Here is a 26,524-nt window from a genome sequence, read left to right as displayed (position 1 = left end):
CGTGCTTGTTCTTTTAAGGTAAACAATCGTTCAGTCACATTCATCCGCTCCCACATCTTTTTATTCATTATAAACAAAAGTACCCTATAGGATAGACTTTTTTCAAAGTGTCTATCTTATAGGGTACATTTTATTTTTGAAGGGTTGGGGATTTTTTGTTATTTACTTTCTTCCATATCTTCTTGCGGTGTAGCACGGTACACAATAAACGACAGCACAACTGCCACAAGCGACATGGCGAATGCGATGAAGTAGACAAGTTCAACACCAGCAACGAGAGCCAAATCAGCAGTTACTGCGTCTTCAAGTGTTGTAGATTTATTTAGGAAGTGCAGTTGTCTCGCATTCATAATACTAATAAATACCGACACGCCAATAGCTCCTGCAACTGGTTGTAGCGTCGACATAACTGCGGTGCCGTGCGGATATAATCGCTTCGGTAGTTGATTCAATCCATTCGTCTCGGCCGGCATCATAATCGCAGATACACTGAGCATCAGCAAGATATAGCTCGTGACAACCACCCAAATGGGCGTATCGAGCGTCAATCGACTCATCATGAACATCGTTCCGCTGAGCACAATCGTCGCTGGAATCATCAGCACACGCGGACCAAACTTATCGAATAGTGAACCCATGAACGGAGACATAATACCATTTAAAATACTGCCTGGCAGTAGAATCAACCCTGCAGTCGCTGCGCTAAGCGCGAGTGGTCCTTGCATATAGATGGGTAAGATGATTTCGGAAGCAAACATCGCCATAATGATAATCAAGAACATGAAGACGGCGTGAGTGAACATCGGGTATCGGAACACGCGCATATTCATAATCGGTTCATCTAGCTTCAACTGACGCAAGACGAACAGCACAATACCGATCACGCCCATACTGATAAACAACAAGACGAGCGGATCTGCAAAACCGTCTGCGCTATTCCCAACGGAGCTGAATCCATAGACGAGTGATCCAAAACCAATTGATGAATAGACCAATGAAATATAATCAATTTTTGGTTTTGTGACTTCCGTAACATTGATCAAGTATTTATAACCAAATCCGATAGAAAATAACGCGAATGGAATGACGAGGATGAATAAATAACGCCATCCGAGATATTCCACGATCACACCTGATAACGTCGGGCCAATCGCTGGAGCGAACATAATGACAAGTCCGATGATTCCCATAATTTTACCCCGTCTATGCGGTGGATAAATGAGTAGGAAGACGTTGAAGATGATCGGCATCAATAATCCTGTTCCGACAGCCTGAATGAGTCGACCCGTTAATAGAATGGGAAATGTCGGCGCGCTCGCAGCCACGATTGTTCCAATCGTGAAGACGGTCATCGTACCGAGGAATAATTGCCGCGTCGTGAACCATTGTAAAAGTAACGCCGAGATGGGGATGACGACGGCCATGACCAGCATGAAGCCTGTAGCCATCCATTGCACAGTCGGTAACGTGATGGAAAACTGATCCATCAGTGTAATGAGTGCGATGTTTAATAGTGTTTCATTCAAAATGGCGAAAAATGCACCGATAATGAGAGCCAACATAATTGGCAGTACTTTAATATTCGGATTATCCGCCAAGTATTCGTATTTCTGTTCTTCCATCTCAAAACCTCTTTCGTTGATCACGTGAATTCGGCAGTTTAGTTACCGTTCATTTACTCTTATCATGCTTTTTTATAGTTGATGTGTCAAACTTTCCGAATCCAAAATAGCGATCTTTTTTCAAAAATTCATTGTTACTTTTATACGAGTTAGCTAGCCTAAATCTTCCCCTCTACTAAAATCCAATACGGGCGATTTGGGCACGCGCCTTGGCGTATGTTGTACAGGTATTACCGGCTGTTCGTTCAAATAGTTTTCAAAGTTCGTCGGGTTGAATAATGTGGAAGGACGTAAGTATGCTCGAAATTCAGGATTAGTATTCCATTGCGACACTTTGAGATCAATGACTTGTATAAAATCCTGTTGTGTATAGCCTTCTTTCACTCTTGCATTAATAAATTTCTTATTAGCTGCAGACGCTGCTTTAAATTGCTTACCGGTTTTCTCATTCAAATAGGCAATGACGAAATGCGTAACGTCGAGAGGCTTCTCGACAAGATCTTTATTCTTTATTCTTTTAAGTTCTTTAAGTTCTTTGGTTATAGGCCGTCCCACATTGGCACAGTCCTTCGTTTCACTTTGGTACGACACAGCGTTTCGAAGTGAAACGTCCGTTGTATCAGATTGAAACGTCGCATGATCTATTTCCAGTTCACTTTTTGCTGGTACCGCTTCTTCAACGGACGGGTCATCTTGAATAGACAAGGCAGGGAGTTTAGTGTAATCAATTCGATACCATTTCGTCTTATCAATTTTCATCTTATTGTATTCAGAAGTCGAAATAACGTATCCTTGTTTTTCTAAATTATAAATCGTACGTTTGATCGTCATACGTGACAAGAATGAAAACTCCTCCAGCCATTGATCATACGTTTTATTCACCCACTGATGGCCGTCGCGCACATTTTTTGAAATAAGTGATCGGAAATGTAGCTGTTGCAGAAATAATGCCTCGTTTAATCCGACTACATGCACAAGAGACGGTAGTAATTGTAATGGCTGTTCATTGATTAATAACTTCATACTGAATTCCTCCTAAATTGCGTGTAAGTGATAACCATTCACCACTTCACTTACTATATAGAGAGCTTTTTGCATAAGGATACTTGTTTTCAAACTATTTTTTGATTACAAAACTGCACGAGAAAAGAGCGGAAGCATAGGCCTCCACTCATCTGGATTACACGTTAGTTTATGCTCACTACTTCTCCTTTCACTGGCGGTAGCAGAAATACCCCGATCGACTCACAGACTTCGTAATCTACGAGATACATCTTTTCTCCGAAGTTCTGTCGCTTCGAGCGAATATAGCCGGATGACTCCAATTTTCGTATCGCTCGGATAATCGTAGCCATTGACCAGAAATTCATCACGGCATGCCACTCTTTATACGACCTGCCCACCCATTGTGTCCCTTCTATCGTGTCATGAAGACCGAAAGACAGCTCATGGATTTGTTGCAGAAACATCGACTCATTAAGTCCGATCTTCGCGGCTGTGTGTGGATGAAATTGTAGAAATGATTCATTAATAATTTGCATGATAGTATCCCCCTACTAACTAGTTGTAAGCGGCAGCTATTTGCCTCTTCACTAGCTATATAGAGATCTTTTTGAATAAGGATACACCTTTTCGAAATAATTTATCTTTACAGTTATTAAATTAGTAGTGCAATCTCTTTGTCATGTTGTTTGACTCCTTCATTCAAAAAGTCAGTGGCTTATTATTGCACCCTTTTAATCTTCTTTCGTCGTATACGTCTGATTTGCCAAATATCTTTTGCGTCTAGGCCATATTTTTATTCAGACAAAAGAGCTTGCTTTAAAACTAAAGCAAGCCCCATTCCACTCTTATTTTACGATCATATTAAAAATATAAAACTCAAATTGTTCATCACTTTTTGGGAGATCTTTTCTGATTACTTCACCCTGGTAAATTATATCCGATGTTTTCAAATCAATAACGGTGATGCTAGCCTGTGTTTCAAAATTTGTGATATGTGTTGTCACATATAACTTACCGTCTTTTGTAAAAATAATTGGTGGTTCTTCATTACTTCTTTCGTTTGATAGCTGTATAGTCCATTCCTTACCAACTAGACCATTCTCTATATTATAAGGAGTTACAACCAAATTCCCCTCGCTTACTTTCGAAAGATATATAGTTGAACCATCAGAGAAACTGTTTTGATACTCTTCTAAACCGCCTGGCAATTCAAGTACCTCTTTTTCTTTCGTTTTTAAATTGTAATAAATTAGTTGCTTAATAGTTTTTTCTACTCTATCCGTTTCTTCTTCTTGTATCATGTTGTCTTGCGTTTTTATGAATACAAGTTTTTCATTCGCTTGATCTGGGTTTGTTTGAATTAGGTTTGCAAAAGTATAGTCATTGTCTTGTTGTTCAGGGATGGATAAAACCGTTTCATTACTGTTTATATTCCCAGTAGATGTATCGAAAGAGTAGATATGTTTTTCATTAAAATATTTCTTATTCTTTCTAGTATTATTATGGGTAATCACATGTAGTTCGTTATCAACCACTTGGACATCTTCAACAAACATATGTTTAATTGATGAACTGTCTGGAACTTCAATAGTGAAGGAAGATATATGGCCAGTGTCTTTATCAACCATAGATAGGTCGAATTTGAAATCTCTATTTGTAATTGAACCTGTTTTATACTTCACTTCTGCATAGGCTATCAGCTTCTTGTTCACAAAAAATGAATCGACACTTTGGCCTTTGCCTCTCATGAATTTACGATAATTCTCCTGTAATTCCTGAATCAGTGGTGCGGGGTGTCCTATAACCGAGTCAATAATTGAACTACCGTTTCTATAATCCGAACCGTCAGAAGTGATCTTCAAGTAATTGTTTACATAACCCATAGATCCGCCTTTATGATAGAATCCTTCCAACTCCAAAGATTTTATTTCTTCAGCATTACCGCTCTTCTTATTTATTACAAACTCAGGAAATTGAGTTGCCGAATTAGCAGAGCTAACATAAAACGTTCCTATGCTAAGCACAATAACCGCAATAATTGAAGTAAACTTCCAATACTTTTTCATCTCCACACACTCCTTATACAGTAATCTTGTTCTTTAATAAGAATCCACTCATCCAAATGGATCCTGTAAGTACGATTACACCCATTACTATTTCAAATACAAATAATTCTAACGGATAGAAAAAGTCATTCAGTACAAATTCTTGCAAAAGAAGTGGTGAGATCAATACCGCAACCGCTACTAAGCTGAACAAAATTCCCACAAAAATGCCTTTCCACTTATAACTTCTTTCAAATAAAATTGCAGTAAACAGAATGGACACAACCATTACCCCTGCTCCATAAAACACTATCATTTCAAGAAAAGTAGTTGGGAAAAGCAAGTGTAATTCTGGCATGTTGCTAACAATCTCTTTGATACTCATATCCACTCGGAATTCCTTTGGCAGCATCCATCTAAAAACCATTGTCTCTAGTGGAATCAAAATAAGTTGAAATGCCACAAAGCCAAACGTCGCTAGTAGAATATTTGTTATCTTTGCGTAGAAAACATTCAATCTCGTTGTGGGTAACATTAATAATCGATAAATAAATGTGTTTTTTCCGAACCAATCACGATACCAGATCAGGAAAATATAGAACCCAACACCGGCGATACATAAAGCAATTGGACCAAAAAACCACATACTTCTAGTAACAGCGAGAAAACTCATTTGGCCATAGTCTACTAAGAATTCTGCTTTTGGCATAAACTCTTCATAAATTTTTTCATTGGCCATGTTTAAGTAGTTTTTCGACAACACTATGACTCCAGTAATTTGTACAACTAGCGTAATGCCTAGTAGAACTGCAAATATTTTTGCAATACGATTGAATTCAAAATTGACTAACTTCAAGTAGTTTTTCATTTCTGATACACCTCTCTCATAACATCCACCACAGATTTCCCTTCGTTTTCACGAGCTTCTTCCGCGCTGAACTCCCTAATCACAATCCCTTCGTCTAACAGCACCACTTTATCGATTAAATGTTCAATATCGCCTATTTCATGTGTTGTTATAATAACGCCTCTATTTTCAATTAAATGACTTGTAAACACTTTGGCAATTTCCTCACGACTAAACATGTCAATTCCCGAAAACGGTTCATCCATTAATACAAAGTCAACATCCATTGCTAAACCCAGCAATAAATTGACCTTTGCTGTATTTCCTTTTGATAAGGAAGAGATTCTATCCTGTTCGTTCAATCGTAAAAAACCAAGCAGTTCTGTTGCACGTTTCTGGTTCCAACATGTATAAAAGTCATTCATGAACTCCATTGCCTCAGAGATTTTCATCTGTGGCAGCATTGTGATGGCATCAGGTATAAAGGTGATTTTTTCGAACATGTTTTTATTAATGGTTTCTCCGTTGATTAATATTTGCCCTTTGTTAATCGGGGTAAGTGCCATGATGGCATTTAAAATGGTTGTTTTACCAACTCCGTTAATTCCTAGTAAACAAGTTATTTCACCTTTGTTGGCTGTAAAAGATACACCTTTCAATATTTTTTTCCGACCATAATTCTTTGTAACCTCTTTTACTTCAATCATTTTTATACCCCCTTATCATCGTCATGATCTGTGTACTTTGTTCTTACCAAGTTCAATAATTCATCAACTGGAACTTTAATAGACCGAACGGATGTTACAAATGTTTCCACCGCCTCAAGTAGCAACTCTTCTCGTACTTTGCCTAGTATCTTTTCATCGGTTGTTATTTTGCTCGGATGATTACGTTCGGTATGGATCAAACCCTGTTCCTCCATTTCCTTATACGCTCGTTGTACGGTATTAGGGTTTATCTTCACCCTGTTTGCCAACTCCCGTCTCGATGGTATTTCTTCTCCAGGTACTAATTCGCCTATTGCAATTCTTTCTTTAAAATACCGAACTACCTGCAAATAGACTGGGTCGCGATTGTTAAAATTTACATTCATCGAAACAACTCCTATACGTTCTTGGGTGTATGCACATCATTTTCTTAGTGTGTGTATCAAGTGGTTCATACACGTTAAGTGTATTATATGGGTAATACATAAAGTTGTCAATTCTGTTTTAGAGATGCGCTATACTTCTCGTATTGTTTTAAATTTTTCGGTGTGAACATCATCCCATTTCACTTCAGACCATAAATAGAGATTTTTTCTAAAAACCCAAAGAACGTATCCACTCAGACATAAATGAATAACGCTCAAAGCTAAAAACTGATCAGTTACTAAATAATAATGTTATTCTTTAGTTTTCTCAAAAACCTCCTGCGCTATTCGACAAAATGGCGCGTTTGTTGAACGGGTGCAAATTTTCATTCCAGTACCGCCCGCTTTTGTTGAATAAATCACTCTTCCTATTTATGATGCCATTCACCATTAAATATCTAAGTGCGGTTATTTCTATAAAGGCTTATAGTATAAGCAAATTAATATTGGTATTATAGAAGGCACACCAATAAAAATCCAAAATACTATAAACTTTAGGAGGTAAAGTATGAGTAATTTATATTGGTATAGCCATAGTCTAAAAAGTTATTTAACCTTTTCTAACCAAAAAGTCATCTCTAAGGGCTTTATACTAGTAGAAGAAATTTGTTCAACTCCACTTTTTAAACAGTTCCTTTTCCAAAAGGACTATCAACAAATTCGTGTCTATTTGTATGTAAGTGAAATTCAAGAAGAGATGTATTTATTCGTTCAAGAATGCGATGTAAAAGAAGTATTTATACAAAATCTCAAATCAAAAGCATTCCAAGGTTTCCATTCTGATATTTTTATTACAGAGAAGGAGCCCTTGAAAATAATTGCGGAAATTGAAAAGGCGATGAAATATAGTGAGGAAGACGAATACTTACACATTTATGGACAGCCAAGTTGGCATGGGGATGCCTTTATTGTTGGCAATCGTGCAGCATTACAAAGGTTAAGGGATACAATTAATCAAGCACTTCAATTTGGCGAAAAAAAAGAAGTGTTTTTCCCTGAAGATGAAGAAGGTTATAGTTTATATATATCATGTACAGACGATTCCTTTGATCTAAGCCAATTGGATCCTCCCTACCATGACCCTGATATCTTTGAAAATCGCAAGCCTCCTGTTCAAGCATTTAAACAGTACAAATTTCATGACTAAATTAAATACTAACCACCTAAATCGTTGTCATACCAACGTTCTAGGTGGTCTATTTTTTAAACCTCACTTAATTATGGTACGGTTCTTCGTTATTAATCCTAAACTAACTCTTCCCCGAAGAAGTAATTGGGTAAACCTCTTCAACAATACGGCCTGTTTGCTGAGTAATCTAAAAAGTACTTCACAACTTTATTATAGCTTTATCTACTATTCACAAAGCAAAATAACATGAAGAGTGACTGGGGTGATGATCCATAAAAAATCTTTGAGGGATGCGATAACAGACAAGACACTTCCACCATCCCCGTTCATTCCAAGAGATCGTGTAGTTGTAATATTCCGAATATAGTAAAAGGTATTGACCTTTCTAATAGTTGTCTGTTAAATTGTATTGTAGTATATAATATTCAGTGACGAGAAAGAGTACGATATGAAATTTGTCCTCAAGAGAGTCGACGTTTGGTGAAAGTCGATGGACAGATCCTATCCGAAAATCATCTCTAAGATGCAAAGTTGAAAATAGTAAATTTTGCCGGATTTCCAACGTTAAATGGAAAACATATAATCGTAAGATGAATTAGTAATGGAACTTTCTTATCGTTTTACGAAGCTTTTAGAACATGGGTGGTACCGCGAGTAAAAACTCGTCCCTATTTAGGGGGCGAGTTTTTTATGCGCAAAAATAAGGGAGAGAAATTTCAGATGAACAAAGCACTAGATTAATACAAATCATCTTATGAGTTGTATAAGATGACATCAACCAGGTTGGAAAAGTATTCGACAAAATTCACGCTATATTTTGCAAAGTCTTACTATTCTAGATTACAATTATACATATATTATGTACTTTCATTTTACTCTACACACAAAAACATCAGGAGGTATTATTGTGAGTAAAAAAAACATACTATTCATAGGATTCATGCTCTTCTCTTTATTCTTTGGAGCTGGAAATCTCATCTTCCCCCCATTTCTTGGGTTAGAATCAGGAACGAACTTTGCACCCGCAATTGTCGGTTTTCTCATCACGGGCGTTCTACTGCCGTTCATGGCAATTATGGCGATCGCCTTGTCTGATAACGGGCTATTGTCTATGGGTAGCCGCGTACATAAAGTGTTTGGAATGATTTTTGCGATCATCATCTATATGTCGATCGGAGCTTTTTATGGTATTCCAAGAGCTTCCAATGTTGCGTATGAATTAGGATTCAAACAAATAGTTGAAGTGAATGGCAACTTCCCATTACTTATATTCTCTCTACTATTCTTTGGTATTACATACTATATCAGCTTAAATCCTAAAAAAATCGTCGATCGCATCGGCCAATTTTTAACGCCCATTCTACTGTTGGTTTTAGGAATGCTCGTTGTTCAAGCGTTTATCAAATTTGATAACATATCTTCAGCTCCAGTAGAAGAGTATGCGACTGCTCCATTTGTAAATGGATTTTTAGAAGGCTATTTCACGATGGATGCTGTCGCTGCGCTAGCGTTTGGGATTGTCGTGGTCAACGCGCTGAAAGATAAAGGGTCGAGGTCAAAATCGGAGCTTATTAAAGGAACTTTGGGTGCTGGCTTCATTGCTAGTATCGGATTGGCCATTGTCTATTTCTCACTCGGTTGGATCGGCAAAGTGATTCCAAAAGAAAAAACATTTGAAAATGGCGCAGAAGTATTAACCGAAGCAGCCAGCATGTTATTTCCAAACGGCGGAGGACTTCTTTTTGGGATCATTGTCATACTAGCGTGTTTAACGACGTGTGTCGGTTTAATTAATGCTTGTTCAAGGTTCTTCAATGAAATATATCCGAAATTAAGTTACCAGGCGTATGTCGCTATTTTTGTACTAGTCGGCTTGTTAGTATCGAACTTAGGATTGAATGCCATATTAGCTTTGGCAACCCCTTTATTAGTGTTTATTTATCCAATCGCCATTGTGTTAGTTATTCTCTCCTTATTCCAACATGTGGCAGGTGGCGGAAAGATGATGTATCGGCTTGCTATATTTATCACATTCATTTTTGCTTTATACGAAGTATTCACTAGCATCGGGTACAGCCTTGATCGCGTTACTGAGTCGCTAAATATTATCCCGTTTTTTGAATACGGACTTGGCTGGGTTTTACCAGCATTTGTAGCTGCCACAACTGGTTACATACTGGATAAGTTCAGCCAGCAAGAAAATAAATAAATCTCAATAAAAATCCCGCTTCTTTTTTAAAAAGGAGCGGGATTTTACTTTCCATTTTACTTCTGTAATGTATTCGTCAATTCTACAAACTCTTCTACGTCTTTTGCTACTAGCGCAATGCCGGCTGCCCAGAAATCTTCTTTCGTCACATCCACATTCAGATGTTTTTTCGCTAGGTCTTCTACTTTCATCGATCCGGTATCTCGTAATAACGCAATATACTTCTCTTCAAACCCTTCCGGTTGTTTCAAGTATTCCGCGTAGATCCCTAAGCTGAACAAGTATCCAAATGTGTACGGGAAGTTATAGAACGGCACGCTATCGATAAAGAAATGCAACTTAGCTGCCCAGAAATGCGGATGATAAGAAGATAAACTATTTCCAAACGCTTCTTTTTGTGCTTCTACCATTAATTCATTCAAGCGATTTTCTGATACTATGCCTTTTGCGCGTTCCGTGTAAAAATGATCTTCAAATAAGAAGCGGGCACGAATATTTAAAAACATCGCAGTGGCGCCTTCTAATTTATTGGCTAATAGAGAGATCTTTTCTTCATCCGATGCAGCATTTTTCACCGTGGCATCGGCGATAATCGTTTCCGCGAACGTACTTGCTGTTTCCGCGACATTCATAGCATAATTTTGGTTCAGTGTCGGTAAATCTTTCATTACGTGACTATGAAAAGCATGCCCTAATTCATGTGCCAATGTACTCGTATCACTCGGTGAACCCGTGAACGTCATGAAAATACGTGACTCTTCCAATTCAGGCAAACTTGTGCAATAGCCACCTGGGCGTTTGTTTGAACGATCTTCCGCTTCTACCCAACGATTTTCCAATGCATGTTTTGTAAAAGCGGTTAATTTCGGACCAAATGAAGCGAAATTTTCTATAATAAAGTCACATGCTTCATCATATGTGAAGCGTGTCGGCTTCGTTTCACCTACCGCGACAGGAGCCGCCACATCTTGCCAGCCAAGCTGATCCATGCCAAATAAATTGGCTTTTTGTCCTAAGTAATCAATAAACGTTTGTTTCTGCGCATCCACTGCTGACCACATCGCAGCAAGCGTATCTTCAGACATCCGGTTATATTCAAGCGGCTCTTCTAAATGACTTGTTCTTCCGTGAACGTCTTGTAACGTTAAGCGATAGCCTGCTAAATGATTCAAGATGTCCGCAAAGATCGGTCCATTCGCAGACCAAGTCTGTTCCCAATTATCAAAAAGTTCCGCGCGCACTTCTGCATCAGGATCTGCGTACATTTTGTTCATAGCTTGCCCGATAGATAAGTCCGTTGTTTTCCCGTCTTTATCTGTAAACGGAACGGTCATAGTGGAGCCCACTGTATTGTATAAATCGCTCCACGCGGCGAGACCGTCTTTATTTAATTTAGCAATCAGCTTTTCTTCCGCTTCAGATAATAACCGTTTACCTTCTTCGCGTATTTCATTTAATGAAAAATGGATGACGTGTAAAGTATCGTCTTCAAGAAGTTGATTCCAGTTTTCATCCGAAATAGCTACCAATTTTTTAGTGAAGATCGTGGAAAGTTGCTGGATTTCACTGCTAAGTTCCATCACTTGCCCTTTGACAACGCTTGCATAGGGATCATCCATGAAGGCGTCACGCCACATATTGATAAATGTCCCCACTTGACCTAAGCCTTTACCGATGACTTCTTGCATTTTTAATAATTCTTGTAAAGTAGAGGCATCATTAGTCGGATCACTATTCCAAGCGTGTAACTGATCTGCATAAAGAGCAATATCTTCTTTGACAGCCGAAAGTTTCGTCTGTACTTCGTTAGACTGCGTGCCACCTGCAAAAATACTCTCTAGATCCCACGTGTTTTGATATTTCACTGTATGTCACTCCCCTTATATATCCCTACTGTAAACGTTGTTTCTAGTAGTAGCTGAGTCCATTATATACCAATTCATCATACCGTGTGGTCATTTTTATTGATTTCGACTGCACATTCTTCATGTTCCATATTTAGTTAATAATTCAGCTGGTATATGACAATAATCCGTTGGGCATTTAGCTAATCTGTTTTGATGTTCGTCTGCACTTCTCACATAATTTGTAAGAGGTACTACTTCCACAACTATACGGTCAACATCACTTCTCTCCATAATAAACGCCTTCGCTTCTTTTAAGTGTGCAAGGTTTTCACTGTAGACGCCCGTTCTATATTTCTCACCAACGTCTGCTCCTTGTTGATTCACACTATACGGATCAATGATTTCAAATAAATACTCCATTAATTCCGAAATGGTCACGACAGAAGGATCAAATCCTGTCTTTACACATTCAGCATACCCATCATAGTCGCCTTCCAATAAATGAAGCGTTCCATTCGCCCTCCCTGCTTCCGTAAATGTCACGCCAGGTAAGGTTTTTATAAAAGCCTGTACTCCCCACAAACAGCCACCCGCAATGTATACTACTTCCATGTGGACACTCCTCTCGTCTGTACAAATGATCCGTTATACTATCTTTTTTGAAATTCTTTCACGCGTTGCCTGATATCTTTTTAATTCTCTAATACTTGGCATTAACATACGTGTGTTCAAAAACAAACTTTTAAGTAGAGTAACCGTATTATAACAATCGCCTACGTGAAGCGATTCAGCATTCGTATGTTCATTCTGATAGCCTACCGAAAGATTAACACTCTGAATACCGGCTGCAGCCCAGATCCGCGTATCGCTACTGCCGCCTGGTGTACACTTCCATTCTCCCGCTTCACTAATCCCCGCAATCTCTTCAATGGCACTTCCGAAAGAATCTGTACAAAAATATTCAATTCCTGCACACGACGTGACGATATCTCCACTACCTCTTCGGTCCAAAACAAAAGCTGCATCGACATTTTGAAGAAATGCGACATCGACTTCGGATGCTCCAATAAGACCAACCTCTTCTTCTACAGTCAAGATATATTTTACCGTACCTGTAAAGCGACTCGTTTGAAGATATTTGGAAATTTGAAGCAATATCGCAATCCCCGCACGATCATCTGCTCCTAAAATCCCTTCACTGCTGCTCCACACTCCATCCGTTTTTAGGATTTGACGTCCCGGAATGAGTTCACGGACAATATCCAGATGTGCATTTACTAAAATAACTCGACCTTTTCCTGATCCATACGTCTTTTCTGCAAGCAGATTTCCATATGAATCCGTACGCATTGTATCTACGAATGGTCTAAGTTTCATTGCGACATGTTGACGAATCTCTCCTTCATTCCCACTCTTACCAGGAACATTCAGCAATTGTTCTAGCTCAATTTGAAATAAATGTTCTTCAATTGAAACACCGCTTGCTAGCCATGCTTGATCAATCGTAGACAGTTGCTCCGCTAAATCTAACAGTTGTTCTTGGGAAGTTAAGATCTTAATCGTATCACGCTGTGGATTTTCACGGTTGATTCTACAAGGAATACCTAGTGCCTGCAGTAACTCCATCAGATGTTGTCCACTTACACCTTTCTGTACGTCCAGAAAAGGGTTACGCTTTCCATGACCATCACATGAATATTCCGTTTGAATACCTAATCGATTGACTTGACGAACGACTCCGCTACTAAACGTATCCAACTGATATATATTTAATTGGCGATCTTCCGTGTATATTCCGCACATCTCTGTTCTGCCTCTGTACTTCGCATTTACTACAGATAACCATTGCTCCTCTTCAGGCGGTGCACTTTCTACTATCAGGAGTTTAAGGTCTTCATTATAGTTAAATAGTACATTCGCTTTTGTCAAACATGACGTTAAAAACTTCATGTTCTCATCTGTCTCTTCGTGCGCCCGAAAATGTGTATCCTCATTCCATTCCTTACCGATGATCGGCTTCAAGTTCCAACCGTGACGTACCCATAAGCGATTCCAAGTCATTTTCATTTTCATATACAACAGCTCCTCTTTAGGTGATAACTAAAGTATATGAAATACTCGATGACAGACCTGTCATTGACCGCCTTCTGCATGTTCTATAAGCACAAAAGGGATGTCTGTAGCCCGATAGAAGTAGGATGTATCTTGTCCATTCAATGGCTTGGCAACCATCCCTATGACGTCTAGCGGAAGTTTCAATTTCAGTAATTTCTCACGAAGTCGGGAAATACTTTTTACATATCTTTCAATCTTGATTTCGCCTGACTTCACGCTAAATAAATCCGAGAGGTCCGTTTTAGCTAAAGGCTGAGCTTCACTTGAATTCAGCATCAGTGTACGAAGTAATTCGGCATTCAAGATGGTTAGTTTAACTGCTGACCCGCCATATCGCGCCCAAATTTCCCTACCTGTCATATCTAGCATAAGTTCATCGCTAGCATCTCCATCGATCAGTTCTTCGTACTCTTCCCATGAAGCTCCACGCTGCCCTTCGCTATCCTTTATCTGAAATGCTTGTTGTGCTAAATAACTCGAATTCGCATCAATGAGTTCATATAATGGCGACAGGGTTAATTGATTAATTTTCGTTTGTTTCACATCATTATGTATTGAAATTTCTAGACTTTGTCGTTGTGCGTCGACAGCAAGATATAACGCACTATTACTCAAATACAGCAACGCATGATAACTTTGCTGATTCGATAAACTCATTTTATGTTGGGGACTCAAACGGTTATACTCCACCGCATGTTGGAAGTGGAAAAGAGCATGATTATACGCTTGCTGTTTATACGCTAAAAAACCAAGACGATAATGAGCTAACGGAATTGTTCGATCGTATCGAAGCGCTTGTTTCAGTGTACTCTGCGCCGCTACATCATCTTTTTTATACTCCGTTTTTAAATACGTTCCATACTTTACAAGATGTTCTGCGAGATCGTTTTCGATTTTGGAGATACTCAGTGTATAATCGCTCTCGGGATCTGCCTTAATTGCGCGAAGCAACGCCGTTTCAGTTGAAATAATCGAATTCAGCAAATAATCTTTTCCATCTTCGCGCTGATCTACAAGTACCTCTAACTGATCGAGCAATTCTTCAACCGATAACAATGCTAGTTTTTTCATATGCAATGCCCCCTAAGAATGGATGTGAATATAGATAAATCAGGCTAATGAATATTTTTACTCCTAGTAGCTCTTACATATAGTATACATACATTTCAACAAATAAAAAAAGACCCTACAAGTAGGGTCTCCTTCAAGCTGTTATTAAGCTTTTTGAACGTTTGTAGCTTGTAGGCCACGTTGTCCTTGTTCGATTTCAAATGTTACACTTTGACCTTCGTCTAAAGATTTGAAACCGTCGCCTTGGATTGCTGAGAAATGTACGAATACGTCTTCCCCTGCTTCGCGTTCGATGAAGCCAAAACCTTTTTCTGCGTTAAACCATTTCACTGTACCTTGTTCCATAATTAATTGCCTCCTAGTGCGGATATCCACACAATGATGTTACTATACTTGCTCAAAACTTTAGACGAAAAACAAAATATATTTCCATGAAATATATTCTCGATCTGAAAAAGAACAAAGATAATACTCTTTAAATATAACAGACATTAAATAAAAAAGCAACCCTAATGTTTAGTACATAAAATAAAGTTCTTGATATCTCTTTGTATTTTCCATAAATTGGCTTATTTCCACTTATTATTATATACCCCTACACAGTATACAACGAATGTTGTTTCATTCTCAAGAAAATAGTGACCTATGCAACACTGCTGCCGGTCACTAACTGTCTTAATGATGGTGATGATGGTGGCCTCCCGACGATTCAGGTTTCACTTGGCATAAGATTGAATCGTCATGCTGATGGGCCGATGTTTCCAATTGAACAGTAACGTGATGAATGTTTTGGTGCAATAAATCATGTTCGATTTTGCGAAGCAATTGCTCACTTTCCGCAATCGTCATTTGATCGTTCACTACGGCGTGGCAAGAAAGTGCATTTAAACCGCTCGTTATGGACCAAACGTGTAAATCATGAACACTGATGATGCCCTGCGCATTGCGGAGCGTATGAATAAGTTCATTCATCTTCACATTTTGAGGCACGCCTTCCATTAACACATGCAGCCCTGACTTCGATACAATGTAACCGCTGCGTAAAACCAATGCCGCTACAATAACACTCGCTAACGGATCGGCCCAGCCCCATCCAAAGAACATCATAAGCAGCGCTGCAGCAATCGCTCCGATTGAACCTAACATATCGCTCATGACATGCAGGTAAGCGCCTTTCATATTCAAGTTCTCTTCCACATCGCTGCCGCGCATCATAATCCATGCAACTAAAATATTTACGGCCAACCCGATGCTGCTAACAATCAGCATGCCTATTGTCGCAACTTCAGGAGGATTTGCAAAGCGCTTTACTGCTTCAAAGAAAATGAACAAAGCGATAACAATCAATGTGATTCCATTTAACACAGCGGCTAAGATCTCGAACCTCTTATAGCCGAATGTCTTGCTTTTACTTGCGACCTTTTCCCCGAACTTAAATGCAATCAATGCAATCGCTAATGAAATGGAATCACTTAACATATGACCGGCATCTGCCAATAAGGCAAGACTGTTCGTCAAAAATCCGCCGATCGCTTCCACAATCATATATAAAGTAATGATGAGGAAGGAAATCAATAATACTTTTTTATTCGCACCATGCGCATGGTCGTGTCCTTGGTCAAGTCCCACTGAATAATCCCTCCGTGTTGTTAATTATGAGTCGCGTGCTCAATTGCCTGTTTCAATAAATTCATTACGTGATGGTCATCTTCTGAATAATAAAAGGTCGTCCCTGCTCTTCTAAATTTCACCAGCCGCAAGTTTTTTAAAAAACGCAATTGATGTGAGACCGATGACTGACTTAAATTTAATGTTTCAGCGATATCATTCACTGAGTGTTCTTCTTTGCACAATAAATTTAAGATCCGGATTCTCGTCGGATCGCTTAATGCCTTAAACGTTTGGGAGACAACGAAAAGTGTTTCTTCATCCAAATGTTGCGTGTTTTCTTCCAAAGACTGGTCACTATTTGTTTCTTCGCTCATTTTCAATTCCTCTCCAATCATGTGTTTCTGGTTATCATATATGAACATATACTCATATAATATAAACTATTTAAATAATTGTCAATTACTACATATAGTACTCTCTTATTTTCATGTACCTTATGTAGGTAATATACTATTGAGCTGTTGGTATCTCAAAAGAAAGGTGTGGCAAAGAATATACCCATAGTAATAGCCAAATCACGGCTGCAACCAACCCAACCAGCGCGCGCACAACCGTTTACTGGCCATCGAATGACTTCTGAACGGTTCGTCAAATGCACCAATAATAACTCCTCTCTCCGTATTATTGGAGAAAGATATTAAAGTAAAGGTAGTATTAAGCGCATCAAGATGCACCATAGGGGTGTTTCTCTCTTATCCCACGATTTGGCCTCATTGCGATATAAGCTCGAATACTTGTGAATCAATCATACTCGATGGAGAAACGGTCATGTTTTTTATCTCCCCTAATGCATTAAAAATAATGTAGTAATTGGTTTTTGCATACAATAATTTTTAATCGTATGGCATTACATTCTAGCAATTGATATAATTTGACTAATATGAAATTTCTTTCATTCTTACTACTCTTCTTTTCGATAGCAATCCCTTTGTTAATCTTTTTTGAATTCTATGTATGAAGTGGTTCTTAATGTAAAGGAGGAATAATACGAGTGTAAAACTACCCTAAGAAATCAGATTTTAATTTGATAGTAAAGGGGTAGTAAGAATGAAAAATCAATCGTTTCGTTTTCTATGGATGGGCCAATCACTGGCTAGTCTAGGTGATGTTTTTTATATTGTCGGTATCATCTCTTTTTTGTATACACTCACGGAGTCACCTTTTGCATTAGCATTGGTACCTTTCATCAATATGTTCGGTCGTTTTATTAGTGGGATGATCTCTCCGTGGTTGATCAATCGTTTTCCTTTAAAGACATTGCTCGTTTATTCACAAGTCAGTAAGACCATTCTATTGGTTGCTCTATCGCTTTTATTAATTTCTGAAACAATAACCGATCTATTCATCATTCTAACGTTTGTTGGGTGTATTGCGTTTTTGGATGGCTGGGCATCGCCGGCAAGCCGTGCTATGCTACCACGCTTAGTGCCAAAAGAACGACTTGTGAAAGCGAACAGTTTCTTCTCGATCGTCTCTGAAACAATGAATTTAGGAGGCTGGGCACTGGGAGGAATAGCTGTCGCATTAATGAGTGGACAATTTATTATTTTCGGTACAGGTAGTTTGTATATAATTGCAACGATGATGATGTTCTGTATTTACGATCCCACACCATTCCATAAAAAAGAGTGTACAGGTAAATGGAGGAGTGAGCTAACCGAAGGCTGGAAGATTGTATGGAGAAACCCGCTTTTTAGGAGTCTTCATGTGGTCATCATTTTTGAAGCAATTGCCAATGTTGTATGGATTGCTTCGATCCTTTACATCTTCGTGGCAGAAGTTCTAGGTCAGACAGAAGCTTGGTGGGGTTACATTAATACAGCTTTCTTCTTAGGTATGATAATTGGAGGAGTCATCTGCTCAAGATTTGTAATTGGGATTGAAAACAACCTGAAACGCTTGCTTATTGTGTTATCATTTGGCATTAGCGGCGTCACTCTTCTTTTCGGAGTAACCGCCATTCCGTGGATTTCCATTCTACTTGTTATTCTGAACGGTGTTGTTCAACAATTAAAAAGTATTGTAAGTGAGACATTGCTTCAAAAATCTGCAACTACTGACCAGCTTCCTAAAATTCATGCCGTGCAAAGCACTATACTATCACTCTTGTTCGGTATTTCATCATTAACTTTCGGAGCCATTGCTGAGCTTTGGGATGTCAGAATAACATTTATCTTGGCAGCAACTTTGTTAGGACTTGGTGCACTATTTGCATTAATTCGCCGACGTGATTTTATCGTTCCAACTGAATAATATGCATAAAAAACGATTGGACACTTGTTCAATCGTTTTTTTGCTTCTTATAAAAATAAGCCCATTACCTTTAATTAGTGAAATCATTCTACTTTACCATTCAGACTGCATTTTCACAGTATAGTTATAAGATGGTGTCAACATAACGGCCCGATTGTTTTAGATATGCGCAAATTCGTTTTATGATAAAAGCACCCAATTACTTCAAGCTTTTATGTATGAGATGCATCATAAAAAACGGTGGTATAGTAATCAAACCCCGCCCAGAACTCTGCTTGTAAATTACCTAACAACCTATGCAAATCACTTCTTGAAAAATATGTTCCGGTTCTTATAAATCTAATACTATCTTCTAACTTTAGGAAATTATTTATGCTATCAACTAGGTATACTCTTTCTTCTCTTGAATAATCTCCTTCAGAGACAAGGTCTAACAGGGTATTTCTTGCCTGTTGTACGTCGAAAAGCATTCTATCGAGTTTATCTTTGTCAATTGTTTTGGAGTCCATACCGATCAACCATTGTTGTTCAAAAATCGGAAGAATAAATTGAGTTCGATTTACCGTAGGATTGTAATTATTACTTTCTAAATCCATTTTCAGATCCTTCTCGTAGGCAGCTTTAAACTCGCCAATCTCTTCTTCATAGGTTTTGCCATTATGGGTTTCCGTGTCGGGACTATAGGCAAAGCTTTGATCGATGCTAAGAAGCGACAATGGATAATACCAAGATATGAAAGCTATGACAAGTATAATAAATATTCCCGAGCCTATTCCCAAGATCTTCCTTTTACGTTTTGTATTCATATAAATCTCCTTTATCTTCTGACTAATGTGCTGTTTAGTATATCCATTTGGCTCGATTGCGATATAGACGCAATCACTTATAAAGCAATTGCGCGCATTTCTGTCATAAGGAAAGATCAACGTCGTTTTGTGATGACTTTTATAATAAACATAACTATTCCAATCAATACTAGTAGAATCCCATTAACCAAGGTTATCAAACCTAAAAAAGCGCCACCATAGCCTGCACCCTCTCCTGTTCCCCCTGAACTCCAATCATAGAAATGGAGAAATAATGCGCCACTTGAAAAACCAAGAACAGGAGCAAGAATCATCATCATAATTCCTGCAATCATAAGATTTAATTTCCCCTTTTTGAAAAACATAAAAGAAGCAACGTTAAGCGATATGATTATTAAGATGAATACAGTTAATAGTAAACCTTCCATCGCTTTCCCTCCCTATGATCCAACGATGCCATTAAAAACTACTCAAACTTGAAATAGTGATTTCGCAATCTGGTGCCTTCGCGGTCTATTCACTATTTCTTACTGCACTCCATGACACCTTTAAAATTTCCCATACCTTATACAATACGGGAAATGCTGATGAAAAGTACCAGGTACTGGAACGAATCGTTTGAATAACAATTAAAATATCCAACTTGGAATTCATTAACAAGTGATGTAATTCTCATGTAACGCGTGTACTTACTTATCAAATTACATACGCTTTTCCATACGAATATCAGCCCGCATTTTTCCATCATAATACGTGAAGTTTTCTATGCGTCCAATTTCTTGATATCCTAACTTCTTATAAAGCTTCAAAGCGGGTGTATTAAATTCAAACACGCCTAGCTCGATTCGTTGAAGACCACGCTTTCTAACTTGCTCTTCCAAGTACGCTAAAGCGATAAAACCAATTCCTTTCCCACGGCATTCAGGCTCGCCAATGGAAATGCTGATCCACGCCGTCCCAGTTTCTTTTCTAAATAAATGCTCAGGGTCCACCGTGTAGCTCATTTCCCCGATCAGCTGATTTTCCAAATAGATCAGGAATAGATGTTGGTATTTTAAACGACGGTGTACATCTTCAATAGTCAAAACCTTTTCTCGTTCCAATTCTTCTTTACTTGGATTAGGTTGAGACAATGACTTTAAATTCACGTCGTTCCCCCATCGATTGAGCGTATTCACAAGCATGGATGTTGGTTCGGTTACTGGCATGATTTCAATATTCATTGGCAGCCCCTCCTAATTTCTATGTTTTGTCATTTGATGAACAGGTTTAACTTCGCACACTACTAGTATAATATAACAATACGAAGGCATTCTACGAAAGAGCAAACATGTTACAATAGAAGAAACACCTAGATAGACGAGGAGCGAACACGTTGAGGTTGAATCAATATATTAGTTCTTCGGGATTCTGTTCCAGAAGACAAGCCGAGCGCTATATTACGGCTGAAAAAGTGCTTGTTAACGGCAACATTGCATCGCATGTCTATTTTGTTGAAGAGCATGATCATGTTGAAGTAGACGGGCACTCCATCACGCACAACGCACAGGACCTATATATGATACTTAATAAACCAAGTGGGATTACTTGTACCGCTTCGCCTACTATTGCGGGTAATATTATCGATTTTATATCGTATCCTGAACGTATATTTCCTGTGGGACGTTTGGATAAAGAAACAGAAGGTCTAATTTTATTAACCAATGATGGAAGTATTGTAAATGAGTTAATGAAAGACGAAAACCATCAGGAAAAAGAGTATGTGGTGACAGTCGATAAAAAAATAACGAATACCTTTATAGAAGACTTATCCAACGGGGTAGATATTTATAATCCCAGAACGAAAAGCTATATGACGACTAACTCTTGCCTCGTAACTCCTTTGGACGACTTCACGTTTCGTATTACGTTAACGCAAGGATTGAATCGACAAATCCGCAGAATGTGCAGACGGTTTCAATATACCGTGACGCACTTGCAAAGAGTTCGCATCAAGCATATTGAGCTTGGATCATTGGAACGCGGTCAGTGGCGTTACTTGACTGAAGAAGAGACAGCGAAGTTAAAATCATGATATTTTAAAAATAGCCTAGCATCGCATTTGCGACGCTAGGCTATTATAATAGGCATTCATACATGCTAGTGTGAAATTAAGCTTTGCTCGTTTGTTTAGCTTCCACTAACAAGCCACCCTCGCCACCAAGATAGTCGATCATACCTTCTGAAGCACGGTAAGCGAATGCACCGATCGTTTCGGTAGGATCATGGTTACTGTTATGCGGGAAGGAAGATCCACCCAGCACGAACAAGTTTTCCATATCCCACATTTGCGAGTACGTGTTGACAGCGGATGTTTTAGGATCTTCACCCATTATCGCACCGCCAAGGAAGTGGTTTGTGTAGAACTTGCTATCAAACTTCACATCATCCGGTACGTCGACCAAGTCAATGATATCCGCACCCATTTCTGTCATAATTTCTTTACACGTTTCCACGCCATGTTGTGCGCGCTTTATGTCTTGCTCTTCATAATGCACAGTCGCACGTATTAGTGGATCTCCTAGCTCGTCTTTGTACGTAGGATCCAAATCCAGATACGTATAACGGTTAGGTAAGAAAGCAGTCTTCGCTCGAATAATCAAGCTGCGGTTATGATAAAATAAATTTTTCTCTTTGTATTCTTTACCCCAAGCAGGTGTCCCCACTGGCACATGGTTATTATCAATCGGACGCTGACCTAAATGGTAATAGCGAATTTCATAGCCGTGAAGGAAGTCAAGATCTGTATGATCCACGTTATCTCCTGCAAAATCATCCACTTTTGCCCCTAGTGCACCTGTACCCATAGATAAATTCCACTTTTCATTATCAAAGAAGCCCCGTGCACCTATGTAGGTACTAATATTACTAAAGTGACCTGTAAAGTTTTTCCCGATTACACCTTCTTGCGTTTCGGGATTATACGGCTTGCCTATTTTAGACTTTAATAATAATTTATTATTTGTAAAGACAAATCCGGCTAACACGACAATATCCGCAGGTTGGATATATTCAGTACCTGTAATATTATCAATATATTTTAACCCGATCGCTTTCGTTCCATCATGAATGACTTCAGTCACTGTGGATTCATTCCGAATTTCAAAGTTCCCTGTCTTTCTAGCAGTCTCCAATACTGTAACGATTGGATCGCCTTTGGCACCGAAATCACAGCCATACTCTTCACAGAACGCACAGTACATACACGCATTGATCGTCTCGCCGTCTGGATTTGTATACGACTCCGACATATTGGCAGCTGGTAAACGATATGGGTGATACCCTAGATTTGTCGAAGCTTTTTTAAACAATTCAATCGATGGCGTCGTTTTCAAAGGTGGATTCGGATACTTATCCGAACGTGGAGGTCCGACAGGGTTTTCCTCACCCGAAACGCCAGCTGTTTTTTCGAATTTATCATAATACGGTTCTAGTTCGTCGTATGTAATACCCCAGTCTTGAATTGTACAATTTTCTGGAATCTTTTTCGCGCCGTATTTTTCCACCGTTTGACTATGAATCTCAAAATCATACGGTAACCAGCGCAAACTTACGCCATTCCAGTGGACACTTGCCCCGCCTGTATCATTTCCAAAGCGCGCATAGTTATTATTTCGTACTGGCTTCGCGGTTTCTTTCATACTACCTCTTGCTGTCACTGTATCTTTGGATAGATCTTACATCATATCGTAACGAATGGAATATTTTAATTCATCTTTCGCCCCGATGAAATCATCCCGTGATTGTTCCTTACCTCTTTCAAGCGCCACCACTTTGTATCCTTTTTTTGTGAGCTCAGCAGCAGTAATTCCACCAGCCCAGCCAGTCCCCACAATTACAACGTCCACTTTCTTTAGTTCTTCTGCCATACCTTCTACCTCCTGAAAATGTTGAATTTATTTCTTTCGTTGATAGTCCGTCAAACTAATTGGGTCCAGTTTAACAAATTCTTCACTTTCAATGACGTCTGCGTAAGATGGACGAGCTCCAGCAAATTCTTTCATACGCCAACCGTCCATGTTTTTATTCCCACCGTACAAAGGATCCGAAAACGCACCTTCTAATGTAGCCTGCTTTAGTAGCGCAAAGAACGCGTCTGAAGGAATAGATTTCATGTCGAGCTTACCTGCTTCGAGATCACTCATAATTTCATGTTGCTGCTCTTCAGTAGCTTGGTCAAAAGAAGCGTCAAACCGTTTCATACTTTCTGCATTCATCAAGCGTAAACCTTCCAAGAAAATTTTCCCTCGGTTCGCCCGTGAATGATTGACTTTTTCATCAGCCTTCTCGATTTTCTTCAAACCTTCCAAATTGGTAAAAGGTGCTTGACGATAGTCGTCACCATTTATGCCCCAAGTCCCTGCCAGTTGTTTATCGATAAAATACGGTACATCCAGCCCGATAGCTCCCGGGCCGTTGTCGTCTTCAGGGAAAATCAGTTCCGTAGCCGTTGCCAGTACGATGAAGTCTTCGAAGCGACCGAAAAACACCCGTGCATGGGCCGGATCTACTTTGACAGCGTCTTCACTTTTCCCTTTTTTCCCCTCATCCGATTTCATTTGATTCGTGAATAAACCACCAAGTAAAGATCCACCTGCCACGCCACCTACAACTAGACCGGTGTTCTTCAGAAAGTTTCTACGTCCTGGATCATGACTTTCTGTTTTTGGGTTGTTGTTATTAGCCATTTTATCACTCCTATACATGAAAGTTCGTAACTACTAGAATCCATTGCGTGAATGTAACGCGAGTAAATTGTTAATTACTACCTATTTAATTATGGAATACCTATATTGACAAAATATTATCAATTTCACCATAGTATCCCGACTTTAACACAGTTCATTTTGCTATTCAATATGAACTATTATAATATATTGAAATTTTTCGCTAATTAGATAGAAATCATGCGATAAATATACGCAAAGAAATAGCCTAACTACGCGATTGCGCTATTAGGCTATTTCACAATTATTTATTTCACACTGTTATTAACTAATTCTTTCACAGGTAAGAATAATTCACCCGTCTCCAAATACGTTACCGTTAACTGATCGCCTTCTTCCACATAAATTGAAAGAGGTTCGACTTCCGATGACACAAGGAAGTTTCGACCGTCTTTTGCTAGAATTGAAACGACTGTAAACTCACCGACGCGTTCTTTAAATACGCGCATGGCTGTAATCGTTGCTTTCGCTTCCTCTGCATCAGAACTTCCATCTACCGTACTGCCACCACGTTGAAGTGCGGTTTTATACAATTTCAACGCTTCATTTGGTGAATTCGCAAATACAGAGATTTCAGGATTCGCAGCGGAAACAATGAAGTAATTTTGCAAGAATCCATTTGAATCAAGTACTGGTGTCAACCAGCTAGCTTCACCGTAGAAGTTATACAAAACAGGCATTTCGCCATTCCATTTCTTTTCGATAAACTTCTTTTCAATGATCTGGAGCGCACCTTGCGAATCCATGTAGGACTCTTCCAAATCCCCCGTATAATACGTCGCTTTCCCTGTTCGACCATCTGTTAATGCATAGCCAAGCATCGAGTCTACGCCTTCTTTTGGACTGGTGAAATCTGTGAAGTAATACATATGTCCATCCGCATCAAAGATCGGGCTAACATTGGCTTCTGTACCTTCGTCTGAAGGAATCTTTACATCTTTTTTGCCAACCAATGAATTCCAAAAACCATGAATATACTTACCGAAATAACTATTTTGAAGACTTACCGCTTCAGGTGAAATGGCTCCATTAATAAATTCAGGAACATCTGATAACGCATATTTCTTCGTAGCACCTGTTTCAGGATCCAACATGACAATTCCTTTGGCGTTAAATCCGTTACGTGCCGAAATGAATTCTCCATACGTGCGAATATAATGCGGCTTGCCTTCATCGTCAATTTCCAATTGAACATCTCCGTAAAAGATTAAATCCGGCATTTCCATACGCATTTTTCGATACACTTTTTTATGGAAATAAGAAGACGTCGTATACGCCATTTCCGTTTGAATGAATTTCGGGTTATCCGATGAATCCGTTGCACTCATCGTGAAGTAACCCGGTGTCGTTTTACCGTTAAACCATTTGAAAAATCCTGAAAACTCAACAGGCGCAATATAGACAAATTCGTCATCCACTTTTTGAATTTGTAAATGTCCGAGTTCGTAATAACTCGTATCTGGTACTTGACCAAATGCTTTTTTCATCTTATTACGCGCAAACTTTGGCGGCACACTAGCCGGCGTTTTCGTTTCATCAAACGCTGTAATTTCCACTTTTTGCTTCATCGCAACCGTTTCATATTTTTTATTTGCATTGAAAAGAGGTGCACTTAAGACATACACACCAATGAGCAAAGCTGCCAACGATACGACCATTTTGACTTTACGCTCCATACCTTGCGAAAAAACTGCCCCTAAAATAGCGACGACGAGGAATAATGCCCACAGCGATGACCAATTACGATCTAAATTCGTCACGTAATAAAATATAAATACGCCAATCGTACTGATCACTGTAAGCGTCCCAAAAGCGACCCAGCGGTTAAAAGATAATGGTTCTTTTTTGTTATTTACAGAGAGGAACGGCACGATCATAGCACTCGTGATAACTCCTACAACTAATGAAAATAGTAGTAAACCCAACATACCCAACACTCTTTTCCAGTTACTAGATTTTGTTACATACTATGTATACGGATAGGGTAGGAAATCGTTTCATATTTA

24 protein-coding genes, 1 pseudogene and 1 other annotated feature are annotated in these 26,524 nt (G+C 39.0%); of the genes and pseudogenes, 4 read left to right on the top strand and 21 right to left on the bottom strand.

The genetic code is table 11. The features are described 5' to 3' along the window. Positions 1-158: 158 nt before the first annotated feature. From CSV70_RS15530 to CSV70_RS15500, 7 genes are all read right to left on the bottom strand, one after another. The gene (locus CSV70_RS15530) at positions 159-1,622 is read right to left on the bottom strand and encodes an MDR family MFS transporter (protein WP_099628030.1); all 1,464 of its coding nucleotides are present in this window, start codon (positions 1,620-1,622) and stop codon (positions 159-161) included. Positions 1,623-1,775: 153 nt separating this feature from the next. Further along, positions 1,776-2,645, bottom strand: a complete 870-nt coding sequence (locus CSV70_RS15525; RefSeq protein ID WP_085130602.1) for a conserved phage C-terminal domain-containing protein — start codon at positions 2,643-2,645, stop codon at positions 1,776-1,778. Positions 2,646-2,809: 164 nt separating this feature from the next. Beyond that, positions 2,810-3,163 (bottom strand): hypothetical protein, encoded by a 354-nt coding sequence (locus tag CSV70_RS15520; protein ID WP_099628029.1) that lies wholly within the window; start codon positions 3,161-3,163, stop codon positions 2,810-2,812. 309 nt (positions 3,164-3,472) lie between these two features. Next, positions 3,473-4,693, bottom strand: coding sequence for a hypothetical protein (locus tag CSV70_RS15515; RefSeq protein ID WP_099628028.1), 1,221 nt, complete (start codon positions 4,691-4,693; stop codon positions 3,473-3,475). A 13-nt stretch (positions 4,694-4,706) separates the two neighbouring features. Next, the gene (locus CSV70_RS15510) at positions 4,707-5,540 is read right to left on the bottom strand and encodes a hypothetical protein (RefSeq protein WP_099628027.1); all 834 of its coding nucleotides are present in this window, start codon (positions 5,538-5,540) and stop codon (positions 4,707-4,709) included. Then, the gene (locus CSV70_RS15505; protein ID WP_085130588.1) at positions 5,537-6,226 is read right to left on the bottom strand and encodes an ATP-binding cassette domain-containing protein; all 690 of its coding nucleotides are present in this window, start codon (positions 6,224-6,226) and stop codon (positions 5,537-5,539) included. The genes CSV70_RS15510 and CSV70_RS15505 overlap by 4 nt, the downstream gene beginning before the upstream one ends. A 2-nt stretch (positions 6,227-6,228) precedes the next feature. Beyond that, positions 6,229-6,612: a GntR family transcriptional regulator gene (locus tag CSV70_RS15500; protein WP_085130586.1), complete on the bottom strand. Its 384-nt coding sequence runs from the start codon at positions 6,610-6,612 to the stop codon at positions 6,229-6,231. A 547-nt stretch (positions 6,613-7,159) separates the two neighbouring features. Between CSV70_RS15500 and CSV70_RS15495 the strand changes: the two genes are divergently transcribed. Then, positions 7,160-7,798 (top strand): hypothetical protein, encoded by a 639-nt coding sequence (locus tag CSV70_RS15495; RefSeq protein ID WP_099628026.1) that lies wholly within the window; start codon positions 7,160-7,162, stop codon positions 7,796-7,798. A 401-nt stretch (positions 7,799-8,199) separates the two neighbouring features. After that, positions 8,200-8,453, top strand: a binding site (T-box leader). A gap of 234 nt (positions 8,454-8,687) precedes the next feature. Next, positions 8,688-9,989 carry a branched-chain amino acid transport system II carrier protein gene (gene brnQ, locus CSV70_RS15490; protein ID WP_085130583.1) on the top strand — a complete coding sequence of 434 codons (1,302 nt, stop codon included), beginning with the start codon at positions 8,688-8,690 and terminating at the stop codon, positions 9,987-9,989. Positions 9,990-10,045: 56 nt separating this feature from the next. On the opposite strand, the gene CSV70_RS15485 is transcribed toward brnQ, so the two are convergent. From CSV70_RS15485 to CSV70_RS16815, 8 genes are all read right to left on the bottom strand, one after another. Then, the gene (locus CSV70_RS15485) at positions 10,046-11,854 is read right to left on the bottom strand and encodes a M3 family oligoendopeptidase (RefSeq protein ID WP_099628025.1); all 1,809 of its coding nucleotides are present in this window, start codon (positions 11,852-11,854) and stop codon (positions 10,046-10,048) included. A gap of 120 nt (positions 11,855-11,974) precedes the next feature. After that, positions 11,975-12,448: a peptide-methionine (S)-S-oxide reductase gene (locus CSV70_RS15480; RefSeq protein WP_099628024.1), complete on the bottom strand. Its 474-nt coding sequence runs from the start codon at positions 12,446-12,448 to the stop codon at positions 11,975-11,977. A 33-nt stretch (positions 12,449-12,481) separates the two neighbouring features. Then, complete coding sequence (locus CSV70_RS15475; protein WP_099628023.1) at positions 12,482-13,909, bottom strand: M28 family peptidase; 1,428 nt, start codon at positions 13,907-13,909, stop codon at positions 12,482-12,484. 60 nt (positions 13,910-13,969) lie between these two features. Continuing rightward, complete coding sequence (locus tag CSV70_RS15470) at positions 13,970-15,022, bottom strand: tetratricopeptide repeat protein (protein WP_099628022.1); 1,053 nt, start codon at positions 15,020-15,022, stop codon at positions 13,970-13,972. Positions 15,023-15,166: 144 nt separating this feature from the next. Continuing rightward, on the bottom strand, positions 15,167-15,367 hold the full coding sequence (locus tag CSV70_RS15465; RefSeq protein ID WP_085130578.1) for a cold-shock protein: 201 nt from the start codon (positions 15,365-15,367) through the stop codon (positions 15,167-15,169). Between the two features lie 330 nt (positions 15,368-15,697). Further along, entirely contained in the window at positions 15,698-16,651 is a 954-nt protein-coding gene (locus CSV70_RS15460) for a cation diffusion facilitator family transporter (protein ID WP_099628021.1), read from the bottom strand. Positions 16,652-16,671: 20 nt separating this feature from the next. After that, the gene (locus tag CSV70_RS15455) at positions 16,672-17,007 is read right to left on the bottom strand and encodes an ArsR/SmtB family transcription factor (RefSeq protein ID WP_085130574.1); all 336 of its coding nucleotides are present in this window, start codon (positions 17,005-17,007) and stop codon (positions 16,672-16,674) included. A 155-nt stretch (positions 17,008-17,162) separates the two neighbouring features. Beyond that, positions 17,163-17,291 carry a hypothetical protein gene (locus CSV70_RS16815; RefSeq protein ID WP_255397540.1) on the bottom strand — a complete coding sequence of 43 codons (129 nt, stop codon included), beginning with the start codon at positions 17,289-17,291 and terminating at the stop codon, positions 17,163-17,165. 449 nt (positions 17,292-17,740) lie between these two features. Here CSV70_RS16815 and CSV70_RS15450 point away from each other — a divergent pair, with 449 nt between their 5' ends. Further along, positions 17,741-18,946 carry an MFS transporter gene (locus CSV70_RS15450; RefSeq protein WP_085130572.1) on the top strand — a complete coding sequence of 402 codons (1,206 nt, stop codon included), beginning with the start codon at positions 17,741-17,743 and terminating at the stop codon, positions 18,944-18,946. A 212-nt stretch (positions 18,947-19,158) separates the two neighbouring features. Here the strand turns inward: CSV70_RS15450 and CSV70_RS15445 are convergent, their stop codons facing one another. The 3 genes from CSV70_RS15445 to CSV70_RS15435 all read right to left on the bottom strand — a co-directional run bounded on the left by CSV70_RS15445 (position 19,159) and on the right by CSV70_RS15435 (position 20,975). Further along, a complete protein-coding gene (locus CSV70_RS15445; protein ID WP_085130570.1) occupies positions 19,159-19,752 on the bottom strand; it encodes a hypothetical protein in 594 nt (197 codons plus the stop codon). 116 nt (positions 19,753-19,868) lie between these two features. Beyond that, positions 19,869-20,180, bottom strand: coding sequence for an inner-membrane translocator (locus tag CSV70_RS15440; protein ID WP_085130568.1), 312 nt, complete (start codon positions 20,178-20,180; stop codon positions 19,869-19,871). Between the two features lie 273 nt (positions 20,181-20,453). Continuing rightward, complete coding sequence (locus CSV70_RS15435) at positions 20,454-20,975, bottom strand: GNAT family N-acetyltransferase (RefSeq protein ID WP_085130566.1); 522 nt, start codon at positions 20,973-20,975, stop codon at positions 20,454-20,456. Between the two features lie 152 nt (positions 20,976-21,127). Here CSV70_RS15435 and CSV70_RS15430 point away from each other — a divergent pair, with 152 nt between their 5' ends. Continuing rightward, the gene (locus CSV70_RS15430) at positions 21,128-21,826 is read left to right on the top strand and encodes a pseudouridine synthase (RefSeq protein WP_099628020.1); all 699 of its coding nucleotides are present in this window, start codon (positions 21,128-21,130) and stop codon (positions 21,824-21,826) included. 76 nt (positions 21,827-21,902) lie between these two features. Here the strand turns inward: CSV70_RS15430 and CSV70_RS15425 are convergent. The 3 genes and pseudogenes from CSV70_RS15425 to CSV70_RS15415 form a co-directional block, all read right to left on the bottom strand. Continuing rightward, positions 21,903-23,660, bottom strand: a pseudogene (locus tag CSV70_RS15425) (GMC family oxidoreductase). A 27-nt stretch (positions 23,661-23,687) separates the two neighbouring features. After that, positions 23,688-24,479, bottom strand: coding sequence for a gluconate 2-dehydrogenase subunit 3 family protein (locus CSV70_RS15420; protein WP_158232363.1), 792 nt, complete (start codon positions 24,477-24,479; stop codon positions 23,688-23,690). A gap of 287 nt (positions 24,480-24,766) precedes the next feature. Then, on the bottom strand, positions 24,767-26,446 hold the full coding sequence (locus CSV70_RS15415) for a hypothetical protein (RefSeq protein ID WP_099628019.1): 1,680 nt from the start codon (positions 26,444-26,446) through the stop codon (positions 24,767-24,769). Between the last annotated feature and the right edge of the window lie 78 nt (positions 26,447-26,524).

This window comes from Sporosarcina sp. P25 (genome assembly GCF_002743235.1).
In the GTDB taxonomy this organism is placed as follows: Bacteria; Bacillota; Bacilli; order Bacillales_A; family Planococcaceae; genus Sporosarcina; species Sporosarcina ureae_B.
The sequence above is the reverse complement of the archived record's forward strand: the minus strand, read 5'-3'. Positions and strand labels throughout refer to the sequence as shown.

Excerpts from the sequence above, each read along its gene's own strand:
- CSV70_RS15530 (WP_099628030.1), bottom strand. The coding sequence starts at position 1,622 with ATGGAAGAACAGAAATACGAATACTTGGCGGATAATCCGAATATTAAA.
- CSV70_RS15525 (WP_085130602.1), bottom strand. The coding sequence starts at position 2,645 with ATGAAGTTATTAATCAATGAACAGCCATTACAATTACTACCGTCTCTT.
- CSV70_RS15520 (WP_099628029.1), bottom strand. The coding sequence starts at position 3,163 with ATGCAAATTATTAATGAATCATTTCTACAATTTCATCCACACACAGCC.
- CSV70_RS15515 (WP_099628028.1), bottom strand. The coding sequence starts at position 4,693 with ATGAAAAAGTATTGGAAGTTTACTTCAATTATTGCGGTTATTGTGCTT.
- CSV70_RS15510 (WP_099628027.1), bottom strand. The coding sequence starts at position 5,540 with ATGAAAAACTACTTGAAGTTAGTCAATTTTGAATTCAATCGTATTGCA.
- CSV70_RS15505 (WP_085130588.1), bottom strand. The coding sequence starts at position 6,226 with ATGATTGAAGTAAAAGAGGTTACAAAGAATTATGGTCGGAAAAAAATA.
- CSV70_RS15500 (WP_085130586.1), bottom strand. The coding sequence starts at position 6,612 with ATGAATGTAAATTTTAACAATCGCGACCCAGTCTATTTGCAGGTAGTT.
- CSV70_RS15495 (WP_099628026.1), top strand. The coding sequence starts at position 7,160 with ATGAGTAATTTATATTGGTATAGCCATAGTCTAAAAAGTTATTTAACC.
- CSV70_RS15480 (WP_099628024.1), bottom strand. The coding sequence starts at position 12,448 with ATGGAAGTAGTATACATTGCGGGTGGCTGTTTGTGGGGAGTACAGGCT.
- CSV70_RS15475 (WP_099628023.1), bottom strand. The coding sequence starts at position 13,909 with ATGAAAATGAAAATGACTTGGAATCGCTTATGGGTACGTCACGGTTGG.
- CSV70_RS15470 (WP_099628022.1), bottom strand. The coding sequence starts at position 15,022 with ATGAAAAAACTAGCATTGTTATCGGTTGAAGAATTGCTCGATCAGTTA.
- CSV70_RS15465 (WP_085130578.1), bottom strand. The coding sequence starts at position 15,367 with ATGGAACAAGGTACAGTGAAATGGTTTAACGCAGAAAAAGGTTTTGGC.
- CSV70_RS15455 (WP_085130574.1), bottom strand. The coding sequence starts at position 17,007 with ATGAGCGAAGAAACAAATAGTGACCAGTCTTTGGAAGAAAACACGCAA.
- CSV70_RS15450 (WP_085130572.1), top strand. The coding sequence starts at position 17,741 with ATGAAAAATCAATCGTTTCGTTTTCTATGGATGGGCCAATCACTGGCT.
- CSV70_RS15445 (WP_085130570.1), bottom strand. The coding sequence starts at position 19,752 with ATGAATACAAAACGTAAAAGGAAGATCTTGGGAATAGGCTCGGGAATA.
- CSV70_RS15440 (WP_085130568.1), bottom strand. The coding sequence starts at position 20,180 with ATGGAAGGTTTACTATTAACTGTATTCATCTTAATAATCATATCGCTT.
- CSV70_RS15435 (WP_085130566.1), bottom strand. The coding sequence starts at position 20,975 with ATGAATATTGAAATCATGCCAGTAACCGAACCAACATCCATGCTTGTG.
- CSV70_RS15420 (WP_158232363.1), bottom strand. The coding sequence starts at position 24,479 with ATGGCTAATAACAACAACCCAAAAACAGAAAGTCATGATCCAGGACGT.
- CSV70_RS15415 (WP_099628019.1), bottom strand. The coding sequence starts at position 26,446 with ATGTTGGGTTTACTACTATTTTCATTAGTTGTAGGAGTTATCACGAGT.